Source organism: Amycolatopsis sp. ATCC 39116 (assembly GCF_000231075.2).
Classification (GTDB): Bacteria; Actinomycetota; Actinomycetes; order Mycobacteriales; family Pseudonocardiaceae; genus Amycolatopsis_E; species Amycolatopsis_E tucumanensis.
The window spans coordinates 1-15,262 of the sequence record NZ_AFWY03000010.1 but is presented as its reverse complement, the minus strand read 5'-3'; the positions used below and the strand labels follow the sequence as shown (position 1 = coordinate 15,262).

15 protein-coding genes and 1 other RNA gene are annotated in these 15,262 nt (G+C 71.2%); 11 read left to right on the top strand and 5 right to left on the bottom strand.

What is annotated here, in order from left to right:
* The first annotated feature begins 11 nt into the window (after positions 1-11).
* The gene (pobA, locus tag AMY39116_RS0313960) at positions 12-1,193 is read left to right on the top strand and encodes a 4-hydroxybenzoate 3-monooxygenase (protein WP_020418261.1); all 1,182 of its coding nucleotides are present in this window, start codon (positions 12-14) and stop codon (positions 1,191-1,193) included.
* A 198-nt stretch (positions 1,194-1,391) separates the two neighbouring features.
* Positions 1,392-2,108 (top strand): Clp protease N-terminal domain-containing protein, encoded by a 717-nt coding sequence (locus AMY39116_RS0313955; RefSeq protein ID WP_020418260.1) that lies wholly within the window; start codon positions 1,392-1,394, stop codon positions 2,106-2,108.
* An 81-nt stretch (positions 2,109-2,189) separates the two neighbouring features.
* Here the strand turns inward: AMY39116_RS0313955 and gndA are convergent, their stop codons facing one another.
* Positions 2,190-3,629, bottom strand: coding sequence for an NADP-dependent phosphogluconate dehydrogenase (gene gndA / locus AMY39116_RS0313950; RefSeq protein WP_020418259.1), 1,440 nt, complete (start codon positions 3,627-3,629; stop codon positions 2,190-2,192).
* 219 nt (positions 3,630-3,848) lie between these two features.
* On the opposite strand from gndA, the gene AMY39116_RS0313945 reads away from it, so the two are divergent.
* Together AMY39116_RS0313945 and AMY39116_RS0313940 are read left to right on the top strand one after the other, a co-directional pair.
* Entirely contained in the window at positions 3,849-4,706 is an 858-nt protein-coding gene (locus AMY39116_RS0313945) for a helix-turn-helix transcriptional regulator (protein WP_027935906.1), read from the top strand.
* Positions 4,707-4,740: 34 nt separating this feature from the next.
* Positions 4,741-5,586, top strand: coding sequence for an SAM-dependent methyltransferase (locus AMY39116_RS0313940; RefSeq protein WP_027935905.1), 846 nt, complete (start codon positions 4,741-4,743; stop codon positions 5,584-5,586).
* A 101-nt stretch (positions 5,587-5,687) separates the two neighbouring features.
* On the opposite strand, the gene AMY39116_RS46815 is transcribed toward AMY39116_RS0313940, so the two are convergent.
* Together AMY39116_RS46815 and AMY39116_RS44700 are read right to left on the bottom strand one after the other, a co-directional pair.
* A complete protein-coding gene (locus AMY39116_RS46815; protein ID WP_020418256.1) occupies positions 5,688-5,852 on the bottom strand; it encodes a hypothetical protein in 165 nt (54 codons plus the stop codon).
* Positions 5,849-6,292, bottom strand: coding sequence for a hypothetical protein (locus AMY39116_RS44700; RefSeq protein WP_027935904.1), 444 nt, complete (start codon positions 6,290-6,292; stop codon positions 5,849-5,851). Before AMY39116_RS44700 ends, AMY39116_RS46815 begins: the two co-directional genes overlap by 4 nt.
* A gap of 203 nt (positions 6,293-6,495) precedes the next feature.
* On the opposite strand from AMY39116_RS44700, the gene AMY39116_RS0313925 reads away from it, so the two are divergent.
* Complete coding sequence (locus AMY39116_RS0313925; RefSeq protein WP_020418254.1) at positions 6,496-6,747, top strand: DUF397 domain-containing protein; 252 nt, start codon at positions 6,496-6,498, stop codon at positions 6,745-6,747.
* 89 nt (positions 6,748-6,836) lie between these two features.
* Here the strand turns inward: AMY39116_RS0313925 and AMY39116_RS0313920 are convergent, their stop codons facing one another.
* The gene (locus AMY39116_RS0313920; RefSeq protein ID WP_020418253.1) at positions 6,837-7,424 is read right to left on the bottom strand and encodes a hypothetical protein; all 588 of its coding nucleotides are present in this window, start codon (positions 7,422-7,424) and stop codon (positions 6,837-6,839) included.
* 177 nt (positions 7,425-7,601) lie between these two features.
* On the opposite strand from AMY39116_RS0313920, the gene AMY39116_RS0313915 reads away from it, so the two are divergent.
* The 5 genes from AMY39116_RS0313915 (at position 7,602) to ffs (ending at position 13,104) form a co-directional block, all read left to right on the top strand.
* Positions 7,602-8,351, top strand: a complete 750-nt coding sequence (locus AMY39116_RS0313915) for a response regulator transcription factor (RefSeq protein ID WP_020418252.1) — start codon at positions 7,602-7,604, stop codon at positions 8,349-8,351.
* A complete protein-coding gene (locus AMY39116_RS0313910) occupies positions 8,329-9,825 on the top strand; it encodes a HAMP domain-containing sensor histidine kinase (protein ID WP_020418251.1) in 1,497 nt (498 codons plus the stop codon). The genes AMY39116_RS0313915 and AMY39116_RS0313910 overlap by 23 nt, the downstream gene beginning before the upstream one ends.
* A 78-nt stretch (positions 9,826-9,903) precedes the next feature.
* On the top strand, positions 9,904-11,136 hold the full coding sequence (locus AMY39116_RS0313905) for a bifunctional glycosyltransferase family 2/GtrA family protein (protein ID WP_027935902.1): 1,233 nt from the start codon (positions 9,904-9,906) through the stop codon (positions 11,134-11,136).
* Positions 11,137-11,151: 15 nt separating this feature from the next.
* Positions 11,152-12,999 (top strand): glycosyltransferase family 39 protein, encoded by a 1,848-nt coding sequence (locus tag AMY39116_RS0313900; protein ID WP_020418249.1) that lies wholly within the window; start codon positions 11,152-11,154, stop codon positions 12,997-12,999.
* A gap of 8 nt (positions 13,000-13,007) precedes the next feature.
* An RNA gene (gene ffs, locus AMY39116_RS45000) (signal recognition particle sRNA small type) lies at positions 13,008-13,104 on the top strand.
* Positions 13,105-13,229: 125 nt separating this feature from the next.
* On the opposite strand, the gene AMY39116_RS0313895 is transcribed toward ffs, so the two are convergent.
* Entirely contained in the window at positions 13,230-13,940 is a 711-nt protein-coding gene (locus tag AMY39116_RS0313895) for a class I SAM-dependent methyltransferase (protein ID WP_020418248.1), read from the bottom strand.
* Between the two features lie 50 nt (positions 13,941-13,990).
* On the opposite strand from AMY39116_RS0313895, the gene AMY39116_RS0313890 reads away from it, so the two are divergent.
* A partial coding sequence (locus tag AMY39116_RS0313890) for a DNA polymerase III subunit gamma and tau (RefSeq protein WP_020418247.1) occupies positions 13,991-15,262 on the top strand: 1,272 nt, incomplete at its 3' end.

Genomic DNA, 15,262 nt, shown 5'->3' with positions numbered 1-15,262 from the left:
TGGAGGACGCAGTGACGCGCACACAGGTCGGGATCATCGGCGCCGGGCCGGCTGGTCTGCTCTTGTCGTACCTGCTGCACGCCGAGGGTGTCGACGCCGTGGTCCTCGAGACGCGCAGCCGCGCCTACGTGGAGAAGCGGGTGCGCGCCGGGGTCTGCGAGCACCCGACGGTCGAGCTGCTGCGGGAGATCGGCGTCGGCACGCGGTTGGACGCCGAAGGCCTGCCGCACCACGGGTTTTCGCTGCGGTTCGACGGGCAGGACCACCGAATCGCGCTCACCGAGCTGACCGGCAAGTCGATCACGGTGTACGGGCAGCAGGAGATCGTCAAGGACCTGATCGCCGCGCACGAGGCCAAGGGCTACCCGATCCGGTTCGAGGTCAGCGACGTCGAACTGCACGACGTGGACACCGACAACCCGCGCATCACCTACCGGGACTCCGACGGCGCGGCGCAGACCCTGGCGTGCGACGTGATCGCCGGGTGCGACGGCTTCCACGGCGTCAGCCGCCCGACGATCCCCGCGGACAAGGTCAAGACCTTCGACCGCGAGTACCCGTTCGCGTGGCTGGGGGTGCTGGCGCAGACCCCGCCGTCGCACGAGGAGCTGATCTACACCCACCACGAGCGCGGGTTCGCCCTGCACAGCATGCGCTCGCCGGAGATCACGCGGCTCTACCTGCAGGTGCCCAGCGACGAGAAGATCGAGAACTGGTCCGACGATCGCATCTGGTCCGAGCTGGACGTCCGGCTCACCACGAACGCGCACGACTTCGTGCTGCGTGAGGGGCCGATCCTGGACAAGGGCATCACGCCGATGCGCAGCTTCGTCACCGAGCCCATGCAGTACGGACGGCTCTTCCTCGCCGGCGACGCGGCGCACATCGTGCCGCCGACCGGGGCGAAGGGCATGAACCTGGCCGTCGCCGACGTGCGCGTGCTGTCCCGTGCGCTGGTGGAACTGTTGCAGCACAAGCGGAGCGAGCTGGCGGAGTCCTACTCGGACACCTGTCTGCGGCGCGTGTGGCGGGCCGAGCACTTCTCCTGGTACATGACCTCGATGCTGCACGTTGACCCCTCGGCGGACGACTTCACCCGGCGGCTCCAGCTGTCGCAACTGCGGTACACGGCGTCCTCCCGCGCCGCGGCGACCAGCGTGGCGGAGAACTACGTGGGGCTGCCGTTCGCCTAGGCGGCGCCACGTGTTTTCCGCGCGTGCGTCGAAATCGGGCCGATTGGCACGGCGTGGGCCGGGAAACAGAGGTGCCCTCCCGGTCACGCCAGAGAAACGGACGGGAAGCGCCGACGAGGCGGTTGATCTCAGTTCGCCTCAGGCGAAAACGTCAACCCCGGGTTGACGACTCCAACACCGTCAACCTAGGGTTGACGCATGACCAGTTCAGTTCGCCTCGACGACTTGATCGAGGCCATCAAGCGGCAGCACCCGGACTCCGATCCCCTCCAGCAGCTCTCCGACGCGGTGCTCCTCGGTGAGCACCTCGGCGACGTCGCCGACCACCTGATCGGCCACTTCGTCGACCAGGCACGGCGGAGCGGCGCGTCGTGGACGGAGATCGGCGCCAGCATGGGCGTTTCCAAGCAGGCGGCGCAGAAGCGGTTCGTGCCGAAGGATTCCCCCGGCGCCGGCATGGAGGCCTTCAGCCGCTTCACCGAGCGCGCCCGCCGGGCGGTCGTGAACGCCGAGAAGGTGGCCCGCGGCGCGGGCAACGAGCAGATCGAGACCACGCACATCCTGATCGGCGTGATCGGCGAGCGGGACGGCCTCGCCGCGAAGGCGGTGGAAAACCTCGGCGTCACACCGGAATCGGTCGGCGAACGGGTCAACGCGACCCTCCCGCCGCCGGTGGACGGCGAGCTGCCCGCGCACATCCCGTTCAGCCAGGACGGCCGCAAGGTCATCCAGCTCACCGTGCGCGAAGCCCTGCGGCTGGGGCACAACTACGTCGGCACCGAGCACATGCTGCTCGCCCTGCTCGACCAGGCCGAGGGGCCCGCCTACGAGGTGCTCACCGAACTCGGCATCACGAAGGACGCCGTCGAGGGGCAGATCCGCGAGATGCTGCGGGGCATGTTCCCGGACGCGTGACGGGCGCCGCGCGGACGCCCGTCACGCGCCGATCAGGCCGGCTCCCCGTCACCACCCTCGACGGCGACGCTTCGCGTCCAGCTATGCCCCGACCTCGGGGCGGCCGTCCTCGGCCCAGCGGGTGTGGAACGAGCCCTCCCGGTCGACCCGGCGGTAGGTGTGCGCGCCGAAGAAGTCGCGCTGCCCCTGCACCAGGGCGGCCGGGAGACGCTCGGCGCGCAGGCCGTCGTAGTAGGCCAGCGCGGTCGAGAAGCCCGGCGTCGGGATGCCCAGCCGGACCGCGGTGGAGATCACCGACCGCCACGAGTCCTGCGCGTCCTCCACGGCCTTGCGGAAGTCGCCCGCCGTGAGCAACGTCGGCAGGCCCGGCTCGGCCGCGTAGGCGGAGCGGATGTCGTCCAGGAACTTCGCCCGGATGATGCAGCCGCCGCGCCAGATCGCGGCCAGCGCGCCGAGGTCGATGTCCCAGCCGTACTCCGCGCCGCCCGCCTGGATCTGGTTGAAGCCCTGCGCGTAGGCGACGATCTTCGACGCGTACAGCGCGCGCTCGACGTCGTCGGCGAAGGTCTCCGCCGCCGCGCCGGTCAGCGGGGCGCGCGACGGGCCGGGCAGGCCACGGCTGGCCGCGCGCAGGTCCGCGCTGCCGGACAGCGACCGCGCGAACACCGCCTCCGCGATGCCGCTGATCGGCACACCGAGGTCCAGGCCGATCTGCACGGTCCAGCGGCCGGTGCCCTTCTGCTCGGCCTGGTCGGTGACCACGTCGACGAACGGCTTGCCGGTCGCGGCGTCGGTGTGCGCCAGCACCTCGGCGGTGATCTCGATCAGGTACGAGTCCAGCCTGCCGGTGTTCCAGGTGCGGAACACCTCCGCGATCTGCGCTGGCTCGTACCCGAGCGCGCCGCGCAGCAGGTCGAACGACTCCGCGATCAGCTGCATGTCGGAGTACTCGATGCCGTTGTGCACCATCTTCACGAAGTGCCCGGCGCCGTCCGGGCCGATGTGGGTGCAGCACGGGTCGCCGTCGACCTTGGCCGAGATGCTCTCGAACAGCGGGCCGAGCGACTCGTAGGACTCCTTCGAACCGCCGGGCATGATGCTCGGCCCGTGCAGCGCGCCCTCCTCGCCGCCGGAGACGCCGGTGCCGACGAAGTGCAGCCCGCGCTCGCGCAGGGCGGCCTCGCGCCGCCGGGTGTCGGCGAAGTGCGCGTTGCCCGCGTCGACGATCACGTCGCCCTCTTCCAGCAGCGGCGCGAACTCCTCGATGACCGCGTCCGTCGGGGCGCCGGCCTTGACCATGATCACCAGCTTGCGCGGCCGCTCGAGCGCGTTCACGAACTCCTGCGCGGAGTAGGTGGGGATGAATTCGCCTTCGTCGCCGAACTGCTCCACCAGGTCGCGTGTGCGCTGTTCCGAGCGGTTGTGCAGGGCGACGGTGTGCCCGTGCCGCGCCAGGTTGCGCGCCAGGTTCCGGCCCATGACGGCCAGGCCCGTGACGCCGATGCTCGCCTTCTTGCTCATGCGCAGCCTTCCCTCTCGAAGCTCTCTCCGCACCCTAGCGCGAAGCCCTGTTCCCGCAGGTGAACGCGTGAGTAACTAGCGTTCAACCACTTTTCCTGCCAAACTCCATCCAGTCATCGCCGCGCTACGGTGCGGCATGGAGTACGGTCATGGGTTCCACTACGAGGGGACGAGGCGGGACGAGGTGCCGTGGAGCGGGTGAGGGCGCGGAAATAGGCAATGGCTAGCACCGTTACTTCCCGTCGCAAGCAACTCGGCAACGAGCTCCGGCACGCGCGACTGGCCGCGAAGATGACCCAGCAGCAGGTCGCCGAAGTGCTCGGGTGCACGCAGGGCAAGGTCAACAAGATCGAGTCCGGCGCGGTGGGCGTCAAGCTCGGCGACGTGCGCACCATGCTGGAGGCGTTCGGCATCAACGGCGACGAGTCGGAGGCGCTCATGAGCCTGGCGCGCGCCGCGGCCGGGCAGCGGGGCGCCTGGTCCGGCTACCGGTCCGTCGTGCCGCACTGGTTCCGGACGTTCACCGACCTCGAGCCGGCCGCCGTCGAGATCATGACGTGGCACGGCGAGCGCATCCCCGGCCCGCTGCAGTCCGAGCACTACATGCTCAAGCAGTTCACCGAGTTCGGCGCCACCGACGTGACGTCGCTGGTGCGCAACCGGCTGGACCGCAAGGCCGTCTTCGACCAGCCGCAGCCGCCGTACTACCGGTTCATCATCAGCGAGGCCGCGCTGCACCGCGCGCCCGGCGGTCGTGCGCCCGCCGTGATGCTGGACCAGATCGAGCACCTGCTGGAGCTGGACCGGCGCCAGCGGGTGTACATCCACGTGCTGCCGTTCGGGGCCAGGCTGGCCGCGGTGCCCAACGACTTCACGATCATGCGCTTCCCCGACCGCACCCGTGACTTCGTCTACATCGAACACTCGGCGGGCGGGATCTACCTGGACGACCAGAAGGACTTCCAGCTGTTCGTCGACGCGTGGGACCGCCTGCGCGGCGCGGCGCTGGAACGGCAGGAGACGCGCGAGTTCCTGAAGAACATGGCCGATCAGTACCGCGTGGCCATGGGAGCCTAGGCTTCGACCAAGATCAACTTGTCGGGGGTTGGGCGTGGCTGAACCGGATCAGGACAACGTGGACCTGGACCGTCCCAACGCCGTCCGGATGTACGACTACTACCTGGGCGGCACGGGGAACTGGGCGATGGACCGCGTCCTCGGGGACAAGGTCCTGGCCGAGGTCCCGTTCGCGCCCCTGATCGCGCGCGCCAACCTGGAGTTCCTGGAACGGGTCCTGCGGTACTGCGTGCGCAACGGGATCGACCAGTTCCTCGACGTCGGCTCCGGCGGGCCGACGGTCGGCACCGTGCACCGGATCGCCGACGCGCTCGACCCGCGCAGCCGGTGCGTGTACGTGGATCGCGAACAGGTCGCCGTCGCACACGGGCAGCTGCTGCTGGAGCGCGAGGGCGACCCCGAGCGGCACGCGATCGTCCGCGCGGACCAGCGCGACCCGGACGCCGTGTGGCAGGCCGCGATGGGCGCCGGAGTGCTCGACCGGACCCGGCCGATCGCGTTGATCTTCTGCGCGGCGCTGCACTTCATCCCGAACGCCGAGCCGGCAGGCGAAATGCTGGCCCGTTACCGCGCGCGCCTGCCCGCCGGCTCGTACCTGGTGATCTCCCACGCGACGTTCGACGACCTGGACGTGCCAGCGGAGTACGCGGCGAGCATCCGGGCGGCGTTCGAGCTGTACGAGAAGTCCGGCACGCCCGCGTTCTCCCGGCGGCACGACGAGATCGTGTCGTTCTTCGGCGACTTCGAGATGGTGGAGCCGGGCGTGGTGTGGCTGCCGCAGTGGCGGCTGGACGAGGCGCCGTCCCCGGTGACGCAGAACTTCGTGGCGAACCCGTCGATGTCGATCGGGTGGTGCGGAGTGGGCCGGAAGCGGGGATGACCGCCAGGATCTGCCGAAACCGCCCGCGGTCGGCGAGGAGTGCCGCTACGAGTACCGGTTCGGCGACGCGGTGCTGCGGTTGCGCGGCGGGGCAGTAGCCGTCAGCCGCGGGGCCGGGGCAGCGCCAGTTCCGCGTTGTGCCGCCACGCGTGCCAGTGCCGCCGGAACGAGCGCGGCAGCAGCGTCCACCGGCGGCGGCCGGGCGTGTGCACCGCGGGCTCGCTCCGGTGCGGAGCCGTCGAGTCGGTCAGGATCCGGACGGTCATCTCCGTCCCCCTTCCAGTAGCGGCCGGGGATTCCGGCAGACGCCCGCCGCGGCGAGGCAGTGCTCGCACGGCATGCCGGCGCCGATGGGCAGCCATTCGATCTCCGGCAGCCGGAGGCGCGCGCCGCAGCCGGCGGTCAGCGCGCCGCGCAGGACCGTGCCGGGTTCGAGCGGGAACAGGTGCGCGCAGCGCCGGGTCTCGCGCACGGTGCCGGGGGCCGGCCTGCCGATCACGGTGACCGGGCCCGGCCAGTCCTCGCGCAGGTACCAGACCGCCGAGGCGTCGGCGTCCGCCGCGAGCCAGCCGAGCATCCGGGAAAGCGCTTCCGCCGGGCTGCCCACGCGAGCGGCCTCGTCCCGGCCGTTGACCTTGCCGACGACCACGAACGGGTCCGGCCGGCACGGGGCCGCGGGCCGCTCCGCGACATCCACTCCGAGCACCGTCGACCTCCCCCAGAACACGCGACTCGGGTCTGTGATCGACCCGACCGGCGGGAATAATCCTACTCCTGGAATAATCCCAGTGTCGAGTGGTCAAAGTTTGCATCACCCGACTGGACCCACGTGGTTCCAACGAAAGGACCAGGGATCGCCCCGCTTCGCCACGCGGCGGGACGGGACCTCAGGCACGGAGGTAGGGACTGATGCCGGAATACCCGCGACCGGTGGATTACGACCCGCAGACGGCGGCGCACCTGTTCGACGAGTCGAAGTGGCAGAAGTCCTTCGCCAGCGAGCCCAACGGCGGGAACTGCGTGGAGGTCAACATGGCCGCGCCGGGGCTGGTCGGGGTCCGCGACACCAAGCTGGCGAGCAGCCCGGTGTTCGTGTTCGACGCCGGCGAGTGGGCGGCCTTCCTCGAAGGGGTCAAGGCGGGCCAGTTCGACCTGCGCTGATCCGGGATTATCGAAACTCGTGTGTTATTGACCACATCCGGGCGAGTGGCGCTTCCGGGTCGCCGGACGACCCGGAAGCGCCTGCCGGATCAGTTGGACGGCCTGCTGCCGCCGCCCGGAAACCCGCCCTGACCACCAGGAAAGCCGCCCTGCTGTCCACCGGGGAAGCCCTGCTGGGCCGAGCCGTCCGTGATCGACGTGGCGGTGGCGGTGTCGCCGGAGACCTTCGCCAGCACCGTGACCGTCGAGCCGGTCGCCAGGTTGCCCGCCTTCTCCGTCGACGAGTCGATCACGTAGGTCTGGGTGTAGCCGTCCTTGCTCTTGACCGTGATCGAGGTGGCGCTCAGCGCGCTGACCTCTCCGGTCTGGAACCGCTCGATGGCGTAGCCGCCGTCGGCCGACACCGTGAAGTCGCCGTGCAGCGCCTCGCGCAGGATCGACGCGGTGCCGCCGGCGCCACCCATCATGCGTCCGCCGCCGGGGAAGCCACCCATCCCGCCCTGCTGGTTCGCCTCGGACGAGGTGCCCGCGTAGATCGCGACTCCGCCGACGGCGGCGATGACGACCGCGACGGCCGCGGCGATCGCGGTCTTCCTGCCGGACCACTTCGGCGCGGGCGGTTGCGGGTCGCCCCACGCGGCGGCAGGTGCCTCGGTGGTCGTCGGCTCCGTGCTCATCGTGTCCCTTTCGCGTTCGGTCGCGGCAGGGTCCGCCCCTGCCACCCCACAGGTTCGGCGGCCCGGCTGTGCGGAGGCTGTGTGCGAGGTGGGCGGACCCTGTGCGCGTCCACCGCTCACAGGGAACACACAGACGGGTCACAGGGAAGACCCACCGGAGCGGTCGAAGATGGGACCATGACCAGCATGAACGCCGCGACGTCCGGTGTGGGCAAGGCCGATCTCAAGCACCCAGACGGCTCGGCGGTGCGCGTCCTCGTGGTCGACGACGAGGAGACCCTGGCCGAGCTGGTGTCGATGGCCCTGCGCATGGAGGGCTGGGAGACCCGCAGCGCGGGCACCGGCACCGAGGCGGTCCGCGTGGCCCGCGACTTCCGCCCGGACGCCGTCGTCCTCGACGTGATGCTGCCCGACTTCAGCGGCCTGGAAGTGCTGAGCAAGCTGCGTGCCGAGGCGCCGCACCTGCCCGTGCTGTTCCTCACCGCGCGGGACGCGGTCGAGGACCGCATCGCCGGCCTGACCGCGGGCGGCGACGACTACGTGACCAAGCCGTTCAGCCTGGAAGAGGTCGTGCTGCGGCTGCGTGCGCTGCTGCGCCGCTCGCGGGTGGTGTCCGCCAACGAGGGCTCGACGCTGACGGTCGGCGACCTGACCCTGGACGAGGACAGCCGCGAGGTGTTCCGCGGCGGCGACCCGGTCTCGCTGACCGCGACCGAGTTCGAGCTGCTCCGCTTCCTGATGCGCAACCCGAAGCGGGTGCTGTCCAAGGCCCAGATCCTGGACCGGGTGTGGAGTTACGACTTCGGCGGCCAGGCCAACATCGTGGAGCTCTACATTTCCTACCTGCGGAAGAAGATCGACGCGGGCAGGGAGCCGATGATCCACACCATGCGCGGCGCGGGGTATGTCCTCAAACCGGCAGGCTGAGCACGCCCGCCCGCGGCGGCTCCTGCCCTCCTCCCTGCGCGGCAAGCTGATCGCGCAGGTCATCGCGCTGCTCGCGCTCGTGTGCCTGGTCGTCGGCCTGGTCACCGAAATCGCGCTGCGCAGCTTCCTCTACCACCAGCTCGACGACCGCCTGGCCGCCGCGAGCGAGCGCGGCACCCGCCAGCCGCCGCCGGGCTCCTGGAACGGCTCGCCCAACCAGCCGCCGCCGGACTCGCTCCGGGTCCCCGGGCAGGGCATCGGCACGCTGGCCGTCGTCGTGTTCCCGGACGGCGCCGTGCGGGCCGGGGTGCTGCGCGGGGGTTCGACTTCCTCGGACAACCCGTTCCCCAGCGACCCGGTGCCGTCCGCGGAGCTGCGCACCCTGCTCGCGCTGCCCGCCGACGGCAAGCGGCGCAGTGTCGACCTCGGCGACCTGGGCGACTACCGGGTCGTGTCGGTGCGCGCGCACGACGGCGCGCTGCTGATCACCGGTCTGCCGCTGGCGGAGGTGAACGAGACGCTGTGGCGGCTCGGCTTCATCTTCGGCGGGGTCGCGCTCGGCGGCCTGCTCATCGCGGGCGGGCTCGGCGCGATCACCATCCGCCGCACCATGCGCCCGCTGGACCGGCTCGCGGACACCGCGTCGAAGGTGTCCCAGCTGCAGCTCGACCGCGGTGAGGTGGCGTTGTCGATCCGGGTGCCGCCGGTGGACACCGACACCCGCACCGAGGTCGGCAAGGTCGGCGCGGCGTTCAACCAGATGCTCGGGCATGTCGGCGCGGCGCTGAACGCGCGGCAGGCCAGCGAAAGCCGGGTGCGCCAGTTCGTCGCCGACGCGAGCCACGAGCTGCGCACGCCGCTCGCGGCCATCCGCGGGTACGCCGAGCTGGCCCGGCGCAGCGGTGATCAGGTACCGCCGGACATCGCGTTCGCGATGGGCCGGGTCGAGTCCGAATCGGCCCGGATGACCACCCTGGTCGAGGACCTGCTGCTGCTCGCGCGCCTGGACTCCGGGCGGCACCGCGTCTACGAGCCGGTCGACTTGTCCCGCATCGTCGCCGACGCGGTGTCCGACGCGCACGTCGCCGGGCCGGACCACCGGTGGCAGTTGGACGTGCCTGCCGACCCGATCACCGTCGTCGGCGACGCCGACCAGCTGCACCAGGTCGTGCTCAACCTGCTCAACAACGCCCGCACCCACACCCCGCCGGACACGGTGGTCACCACCAAGCTGGCCGTCGAGGGCGACGAGGTCGTGCTGCGGGTGACCGACAACGGACCCGGCATCGCGCCGGAGGTCCTGCCGACCGTGTTCGAGCGGTTTGCCCGAGGCGACACGTCCCGGTCCCGCGCGGCCGGCAGCACCGGGCTCGGGCTGGCGATCGTGGCCGCCGTCGTCGCCGCCCACCGCGGCCGCGTCGGCGTCGAAAGCAAGCCGGGTCACACCAAATTCACGGTGCGTTTCCCCAGGTAGCCCGTTCGGGAGCCGCTCACAGGCTCCGCACAGCTCGGGCACATGATCGCCACAACGCGGCGGGCCACCGTCGAGCTCATGACGACCTCCGCCGACGCCTCTCCCGCACCTCGGCCGGCCGACCCGCAACGGAGCACGTCCCCGGTCCTCGACGTCGTCGTCCCCGTGTACAACGAGGAGACCGACCTCGCGCCCTGCGTGCGCCGCCTGCACACCTACCTCTCCGACGCGCTGCCCTACCCGTTCCGCATCACCGTCGCCGACAACGCGAGCACCGACTCGACGCTGTCGATCGCGCGGGCGCTCGCCGCCGAGCTGCCCGAGGTCGAGGTGCGCCACCTGGATCAGAAGGGCCGCGGCCGCGCGCTCAACGCCGTCTGGTCCGCCTCCGACGCCCAAGTGCTGGCCTACATGGACGTCGACCTGTCCACCGACCTCGCCGCGCTGTTCCCACTGGTCGCGCCGCTCATCTCGGGGCACTCCGACCTGGCGATCGGCTCCCGGCTGGCCCGCGGCGCCCGGGTCGTGCGCGGGCCCAAGCGCGAGTTCATCTCGCGCTGCTACAACCTGATCCTGCGCGGCGCGCTGGCCGCCCGGTTCACCGACGCGCAGTGCGGCTTCAAGGCGATCCGCGCCGAGGTCGCCCGCGAGCTGTTGCCGCTGGTCGAGGACACCGGCTGGTTCTTCGACACCGAGCTGCTCGTCCTCGCGCAGCGCTCCGGCCTGCGCATCCACGAGGTGCCGGTGGACTGGGTGGACGACCCGAACTCGTCGGTCGACATCGTCGCCACCGCCACCGCGGACCTCAAGGGCGTCGCCAGGATGATCCGCGGCTTCGCCCGCGGCACCCTGCCCATCAGCCAGATCCGCGCCCAGCTGGGGAGGCACCCGATCGCCGTCACCGAACCCGGCGTCCCGCCGAAACTGGCCAGGCAGCTCGTCCGGTTCGCCGCGATCGGCGTCGGCAGCACCCTGGCCTACCTGGTGCTCTACGTCCTGCTCCGCACCGGCGTCGGCGCGCAGGCCGCGAACCTGATCGCGTTGCTGGTCACCGCGGTCGCCAACACCGCGGCCAACCGGCGGTTCACCTTCGGCGTGCGCGGGTCGAAGGGCGCGGGGCGGCACCAGTTCGAAGGCCTGATCGTCTTCGGGCTCGGGCTGGCGCTGACCAGCGGATCACTCGCGCTCCTGCACGCCGGCGCCGAACCGGGCCGGTTCGCCGAGCTGGTGGTGCTCGTGCTGGCCAACCTGGCCGCGACCGTCCTGCGGTTCCTGCTGTTCCGCAACTGGGTCTTCCGAAAGAACCGATAGGAGAACCGACTCGACATGTCGACTGCGGCTGTTTCCTCCGATCCGGCCCGCCTCGGGCCGGTCCCCGCCGCGGCGCGAACGCGGACCGCGGGCCGTCCGCCGTGGGTCCGGCCGTCGGTCGCCGTCCTGCTGGTCGCGACCGCCGCGCTGTACCTGTGGAACCTGAGCGCGTCCGGGTACGCCAACGACTTCTACGCCATGGCCGTGCAGGCGGGCACGAAGAACTGGGAGGCGCTGTTCTTCGGGTCGCTGGACCCGGGCAACGTCATCACCGTCGACAAACCACCCGCGTCGCTGTGGCTGATGGCGCTGTCCGGGCGGCTGCTCGGCTTCTCCAGCTTCAGCATGCTGCTGCCCAACGCGTTGTGCGGCGTGGGTTCGGTGGCGCTGCTGTACGCCGCGGTGCGGCGCACGTCGGGTCCGCTGGCCGGGCTGATCGCCGGGGCGGCGCTCGCGCTGACGCCGGTCGCGGCGCTGATGTTCAAGTTCAACAACCCGGACGCGCTGCTGGTGCTGCTGATGGTGGCCGGCGCGTACTGCACCGTCCGGGCGCTGGACCGGGCGAGCACCGTCTGGCTGATGCTCGCCGGCGCCGCGCTCGGGTTCGGGTTCCTCACCAAGATGCTGCAGGCGTTCCTTGTGCTGCCCGCGTTCGCGCTGGTGTACCTGGTCGCCGCGCCGACCGGGCTGGGCAGGCGGCTGCTTCAGCTGGTTTACGCCGCGGTCGCGCTCGTCGTCGCGACCGGGTGGTGGATCGTCGCCGTCGCGCTGTGGCCCACCGAGTCCCGGCCCTACATCGGCGGGTCCACCGACAACACGCCCTTGGAGCTGGCCTTCGGCTACAACGGCCTCGGCCGCATCTTCGGCGGCGACGGCAACGGTGGCGGTGGTGGCGGCATGGGCGGCAATACCATGTTCGGCGGCGAGACCGGCCTGTTCCGCATGTTCGGCGCCGCGTTCGGGGTGGAGATCTCGTGGCTGCTGCCCGCCGCGCTGATCGCGCTGGCCGCCGGGCTGTGGTTCACCCGGTTCGCGCCGCGCCTGGACCGGACGCGTGCCGCGCTGCTGCTGTGGGGCGGCTGGACGGTCGTCACCGCGCTGGTGTTCAGCTTCATGAGCGGCACGATCCACCCGTACTACACGGTGGCGCTCGCCCCGGGCATCGCCGGGCTGGTCGGCATCGGTGCGGTGGAACTGTGGCGCGGACGGCACAACTTCGCCGCGCGGATCGTGCTGGCGCTGATGCTCGCGGCGACCGGTGTGTGGGACTTCATCCTGCTGGCCCGCACGCCGGACTGGCAGCCGTGGCTGAGGTGGGTGCTGCTGGTGCTGACCGCGCTGGTGGTGGCCGGGCTGCTGTTCGGGCTCGACCGGATCCGGCGCGCGGGGATCGTGCTCGCCATCGCCGGGGTGATCACCGGGCTGCTCGCGCCAGGGGCGTACGCCGTGGTCACCGCGAGCCAGGGGCACACCGGGTCCATCCCGACGTCCGGGCCGTCCGGCAACTCGATGGGCTTCGGCGACCGGGCAGGAGCCGAGTCGGCCGAACTGATCGCGCTGCTCCGGCAGACCACCACCAAGTGGTCCGCGGCGACCAACGGCTCCCAGTCCGCGGCCGGCCTCGCGCTGAACTCCGACACCGCGGTGATCGCCATCGGTGGCTTCAACGGCGGCGACCCCGCACCGACGCTGGCGGAGTTCCAGCAGTACGTCGCCCGGGGCGAGATCACGTACTACGTCTCCGGCGGCATGGGCCGCGGCGGCTCCGGCGAGATCGCGCAGTGGGTGGCGGAGAACTTCACAGCTCAGACGGTGGGCGGCAGCATGGTCTACGACCTGACGACAGGTGCGACGACCGGTTGAGTACACTGAAGGCGGACCCCCGCGGCGTCCATCCTGTGAACCTCCCCAGGGCCGGAAGGCAGCAAGGATAAGCAGGCTCTGACGGGTGCGGGGGTCCCCTTTCATGAAGGCCTCGCCCTTCTTGAAAGGGGACTTCGTCCACTGTGTTTTTTCGGGGGGCGACCCCCCGGACCCCCACGGTGCGAGCTCCTCGGTCTGGCGGGCGCTGGGCGCGTTGGGTTTGGACCAGCTCAGGTTTCGGCCGTCAGGATCGGCTGGAAGAAGCCGCTCTCCTCAGGTTCGTGCCATGTTGGGGTGGAGAAGCCTGTCGCTTCGGCGAAACCCTGCAGCTCGGCGCGGGTGATCGCCCAGTACGTCGTCGTGTGGACCTTCGTCGTCAAGTTCGGGAGTACCTGGAACAGTTCGACGTCGTAGCGCTCGCCGTCTGGGTGCCAGTGCCAGAGTTGGAAAGTGATCGTGCGGCCGTCCGGGGCCTCGTGCACTGATGGGGGTGTGGCGGCGGGGTGGGTGCGTCTTGCCTCGTCGTAGTCGCGGGTGCTCAGGATCAGCCGGCCGGGTTCGCGCAGGACGCGGTGCATTTCGGTGAGCGCCCGTCGCACGTCCTCGGGCGTCAGCAGGTGTGGGAGTGAGTTGTCGGCGCACACCACCGCGTCGAAGGTCGCGGCTGGGAACGGCAGGGCGCGCATGTCGGCGGCGGCGACCGGGATGCCGGTGACCCGCGCGAGCGCGGCGGGGCTGAGATCGGTGCCCACCACCTCGTGGCCCTGCGCGGCCAGGCCGACGGCCTGGGTGCCGATGCCGCACGCGCAGTCCAGCACCCGCCGCGGGGAGCCGCCCAGCAGCCGGTGCAGCGCTTCGCCCTGACGGCGGACGCTCGACGGCCAGTCCGCGTAGATGCGGTGGTAGTCCGCGGCCAGCCGGTCGTAGAAGCGGCGGGTCACGCCCAGCAGGCTAGTCCGAGCTTGTCGGTGGCGGCCGGTACTCTCGCCTCGTGGCCCTGGCTCTCTACCGCAAGTACCGTCCGGCGACCTTCGCCGAGGTCGTCGGGCAGGAGCACGTCACCGAACCGCTGCGCGCCGCCCTCACCGCGGGCCGCATCAACCACGCGTACCTGTTCAGCGGGCCGCGCGGCTGCGGCAAGACGTCCAGCGCGCGCATCATGGCCCGCTCGCTGAACTGCGTCGAAGGCCCCACCCCGGACCCGTGCGGCAAGTGCGATTCGTGCCGCGCGCTGGCGCCCGAGGGGCCGGGCAGCATCGACGTCACCGAGCTCGACGCGGCCAGCCACGGTGGTGTCGACGACGCCCGCGAGCTGCGCGACCGCGCCTTCTACGCGCCCGCCGAGTCGCGGTACCGGGTGTTCATCATCGACGAGGCCCACATGGTCACGACGCAGGGTTTCAACGCCCTGCTGAAGATCGTCGAGGAGCCGCCGGAGCACCTGATCTTCATCTTCGCGACCACCGAACCGGACAAGGTGCTGCCCACCATCCGGTCGCGGACGCACCACTACCCCTTCCGGCTGATCCCGCCGAGCGCGATGCGTGACCTGCTGGAGCGCAACGTCGCGGCCGAGGGCATCCACGTCGACCCGGCCGTGTACCCGCTGGTGATCCGCGCGGGCGGCGGCTCGGCGCGTGACACCCAGTCGGTGCTGGACCAGCTGCTTGCCGGCGCGGGCCCGGACGGCGTGACGTACGACAGGGCCATCTCGCTGCTCGGCGTCACCGACTCGGCGCTGATCGACGACATGATCGACGGCCTCGCCGCGGACGACTCGGCTGCGGTGTTCGGCACGGTCGAGCGCCTGGTCGAGGCCGGGCACGAGCCGCGCCGCTTCGCCAGCGACCTGCTCGACCGGCTGCGCGACCTGGTGCTGCTGCGGTCGGTCCCGGACGCGGCAGCGCGCAACCTGGTGTCGGCGCCCGCGGACGAGCTGGACCGCATGACGGCGCAGGCCGAGCGCGCCGGCCTGGCGACGCTGACCCGGTACGCGGAGATCGTGCACAACGGCCTGCTGGAGATGCGGGGCGCCACCGCGCCGCGGCTGCTGCTGGAGCTGTTGTGCGCCCGGATGCTGCTGCCGTCGGCGTCGGAAAGCGAAGCGGCGGTGCTGCAGCGGTTGGAGCGCCTGGAACGGCGGGTCACCGTGAGCGGCGGCGGAAGCCTGCCCGCCGCTGATGGGCAGGTCGCCGCTGCCGCACCCGAGCGGTTCCAGCGGCCGTCGCAACGCGCGGCGGCTCCGGCGGCCGCCGCCGAGGCT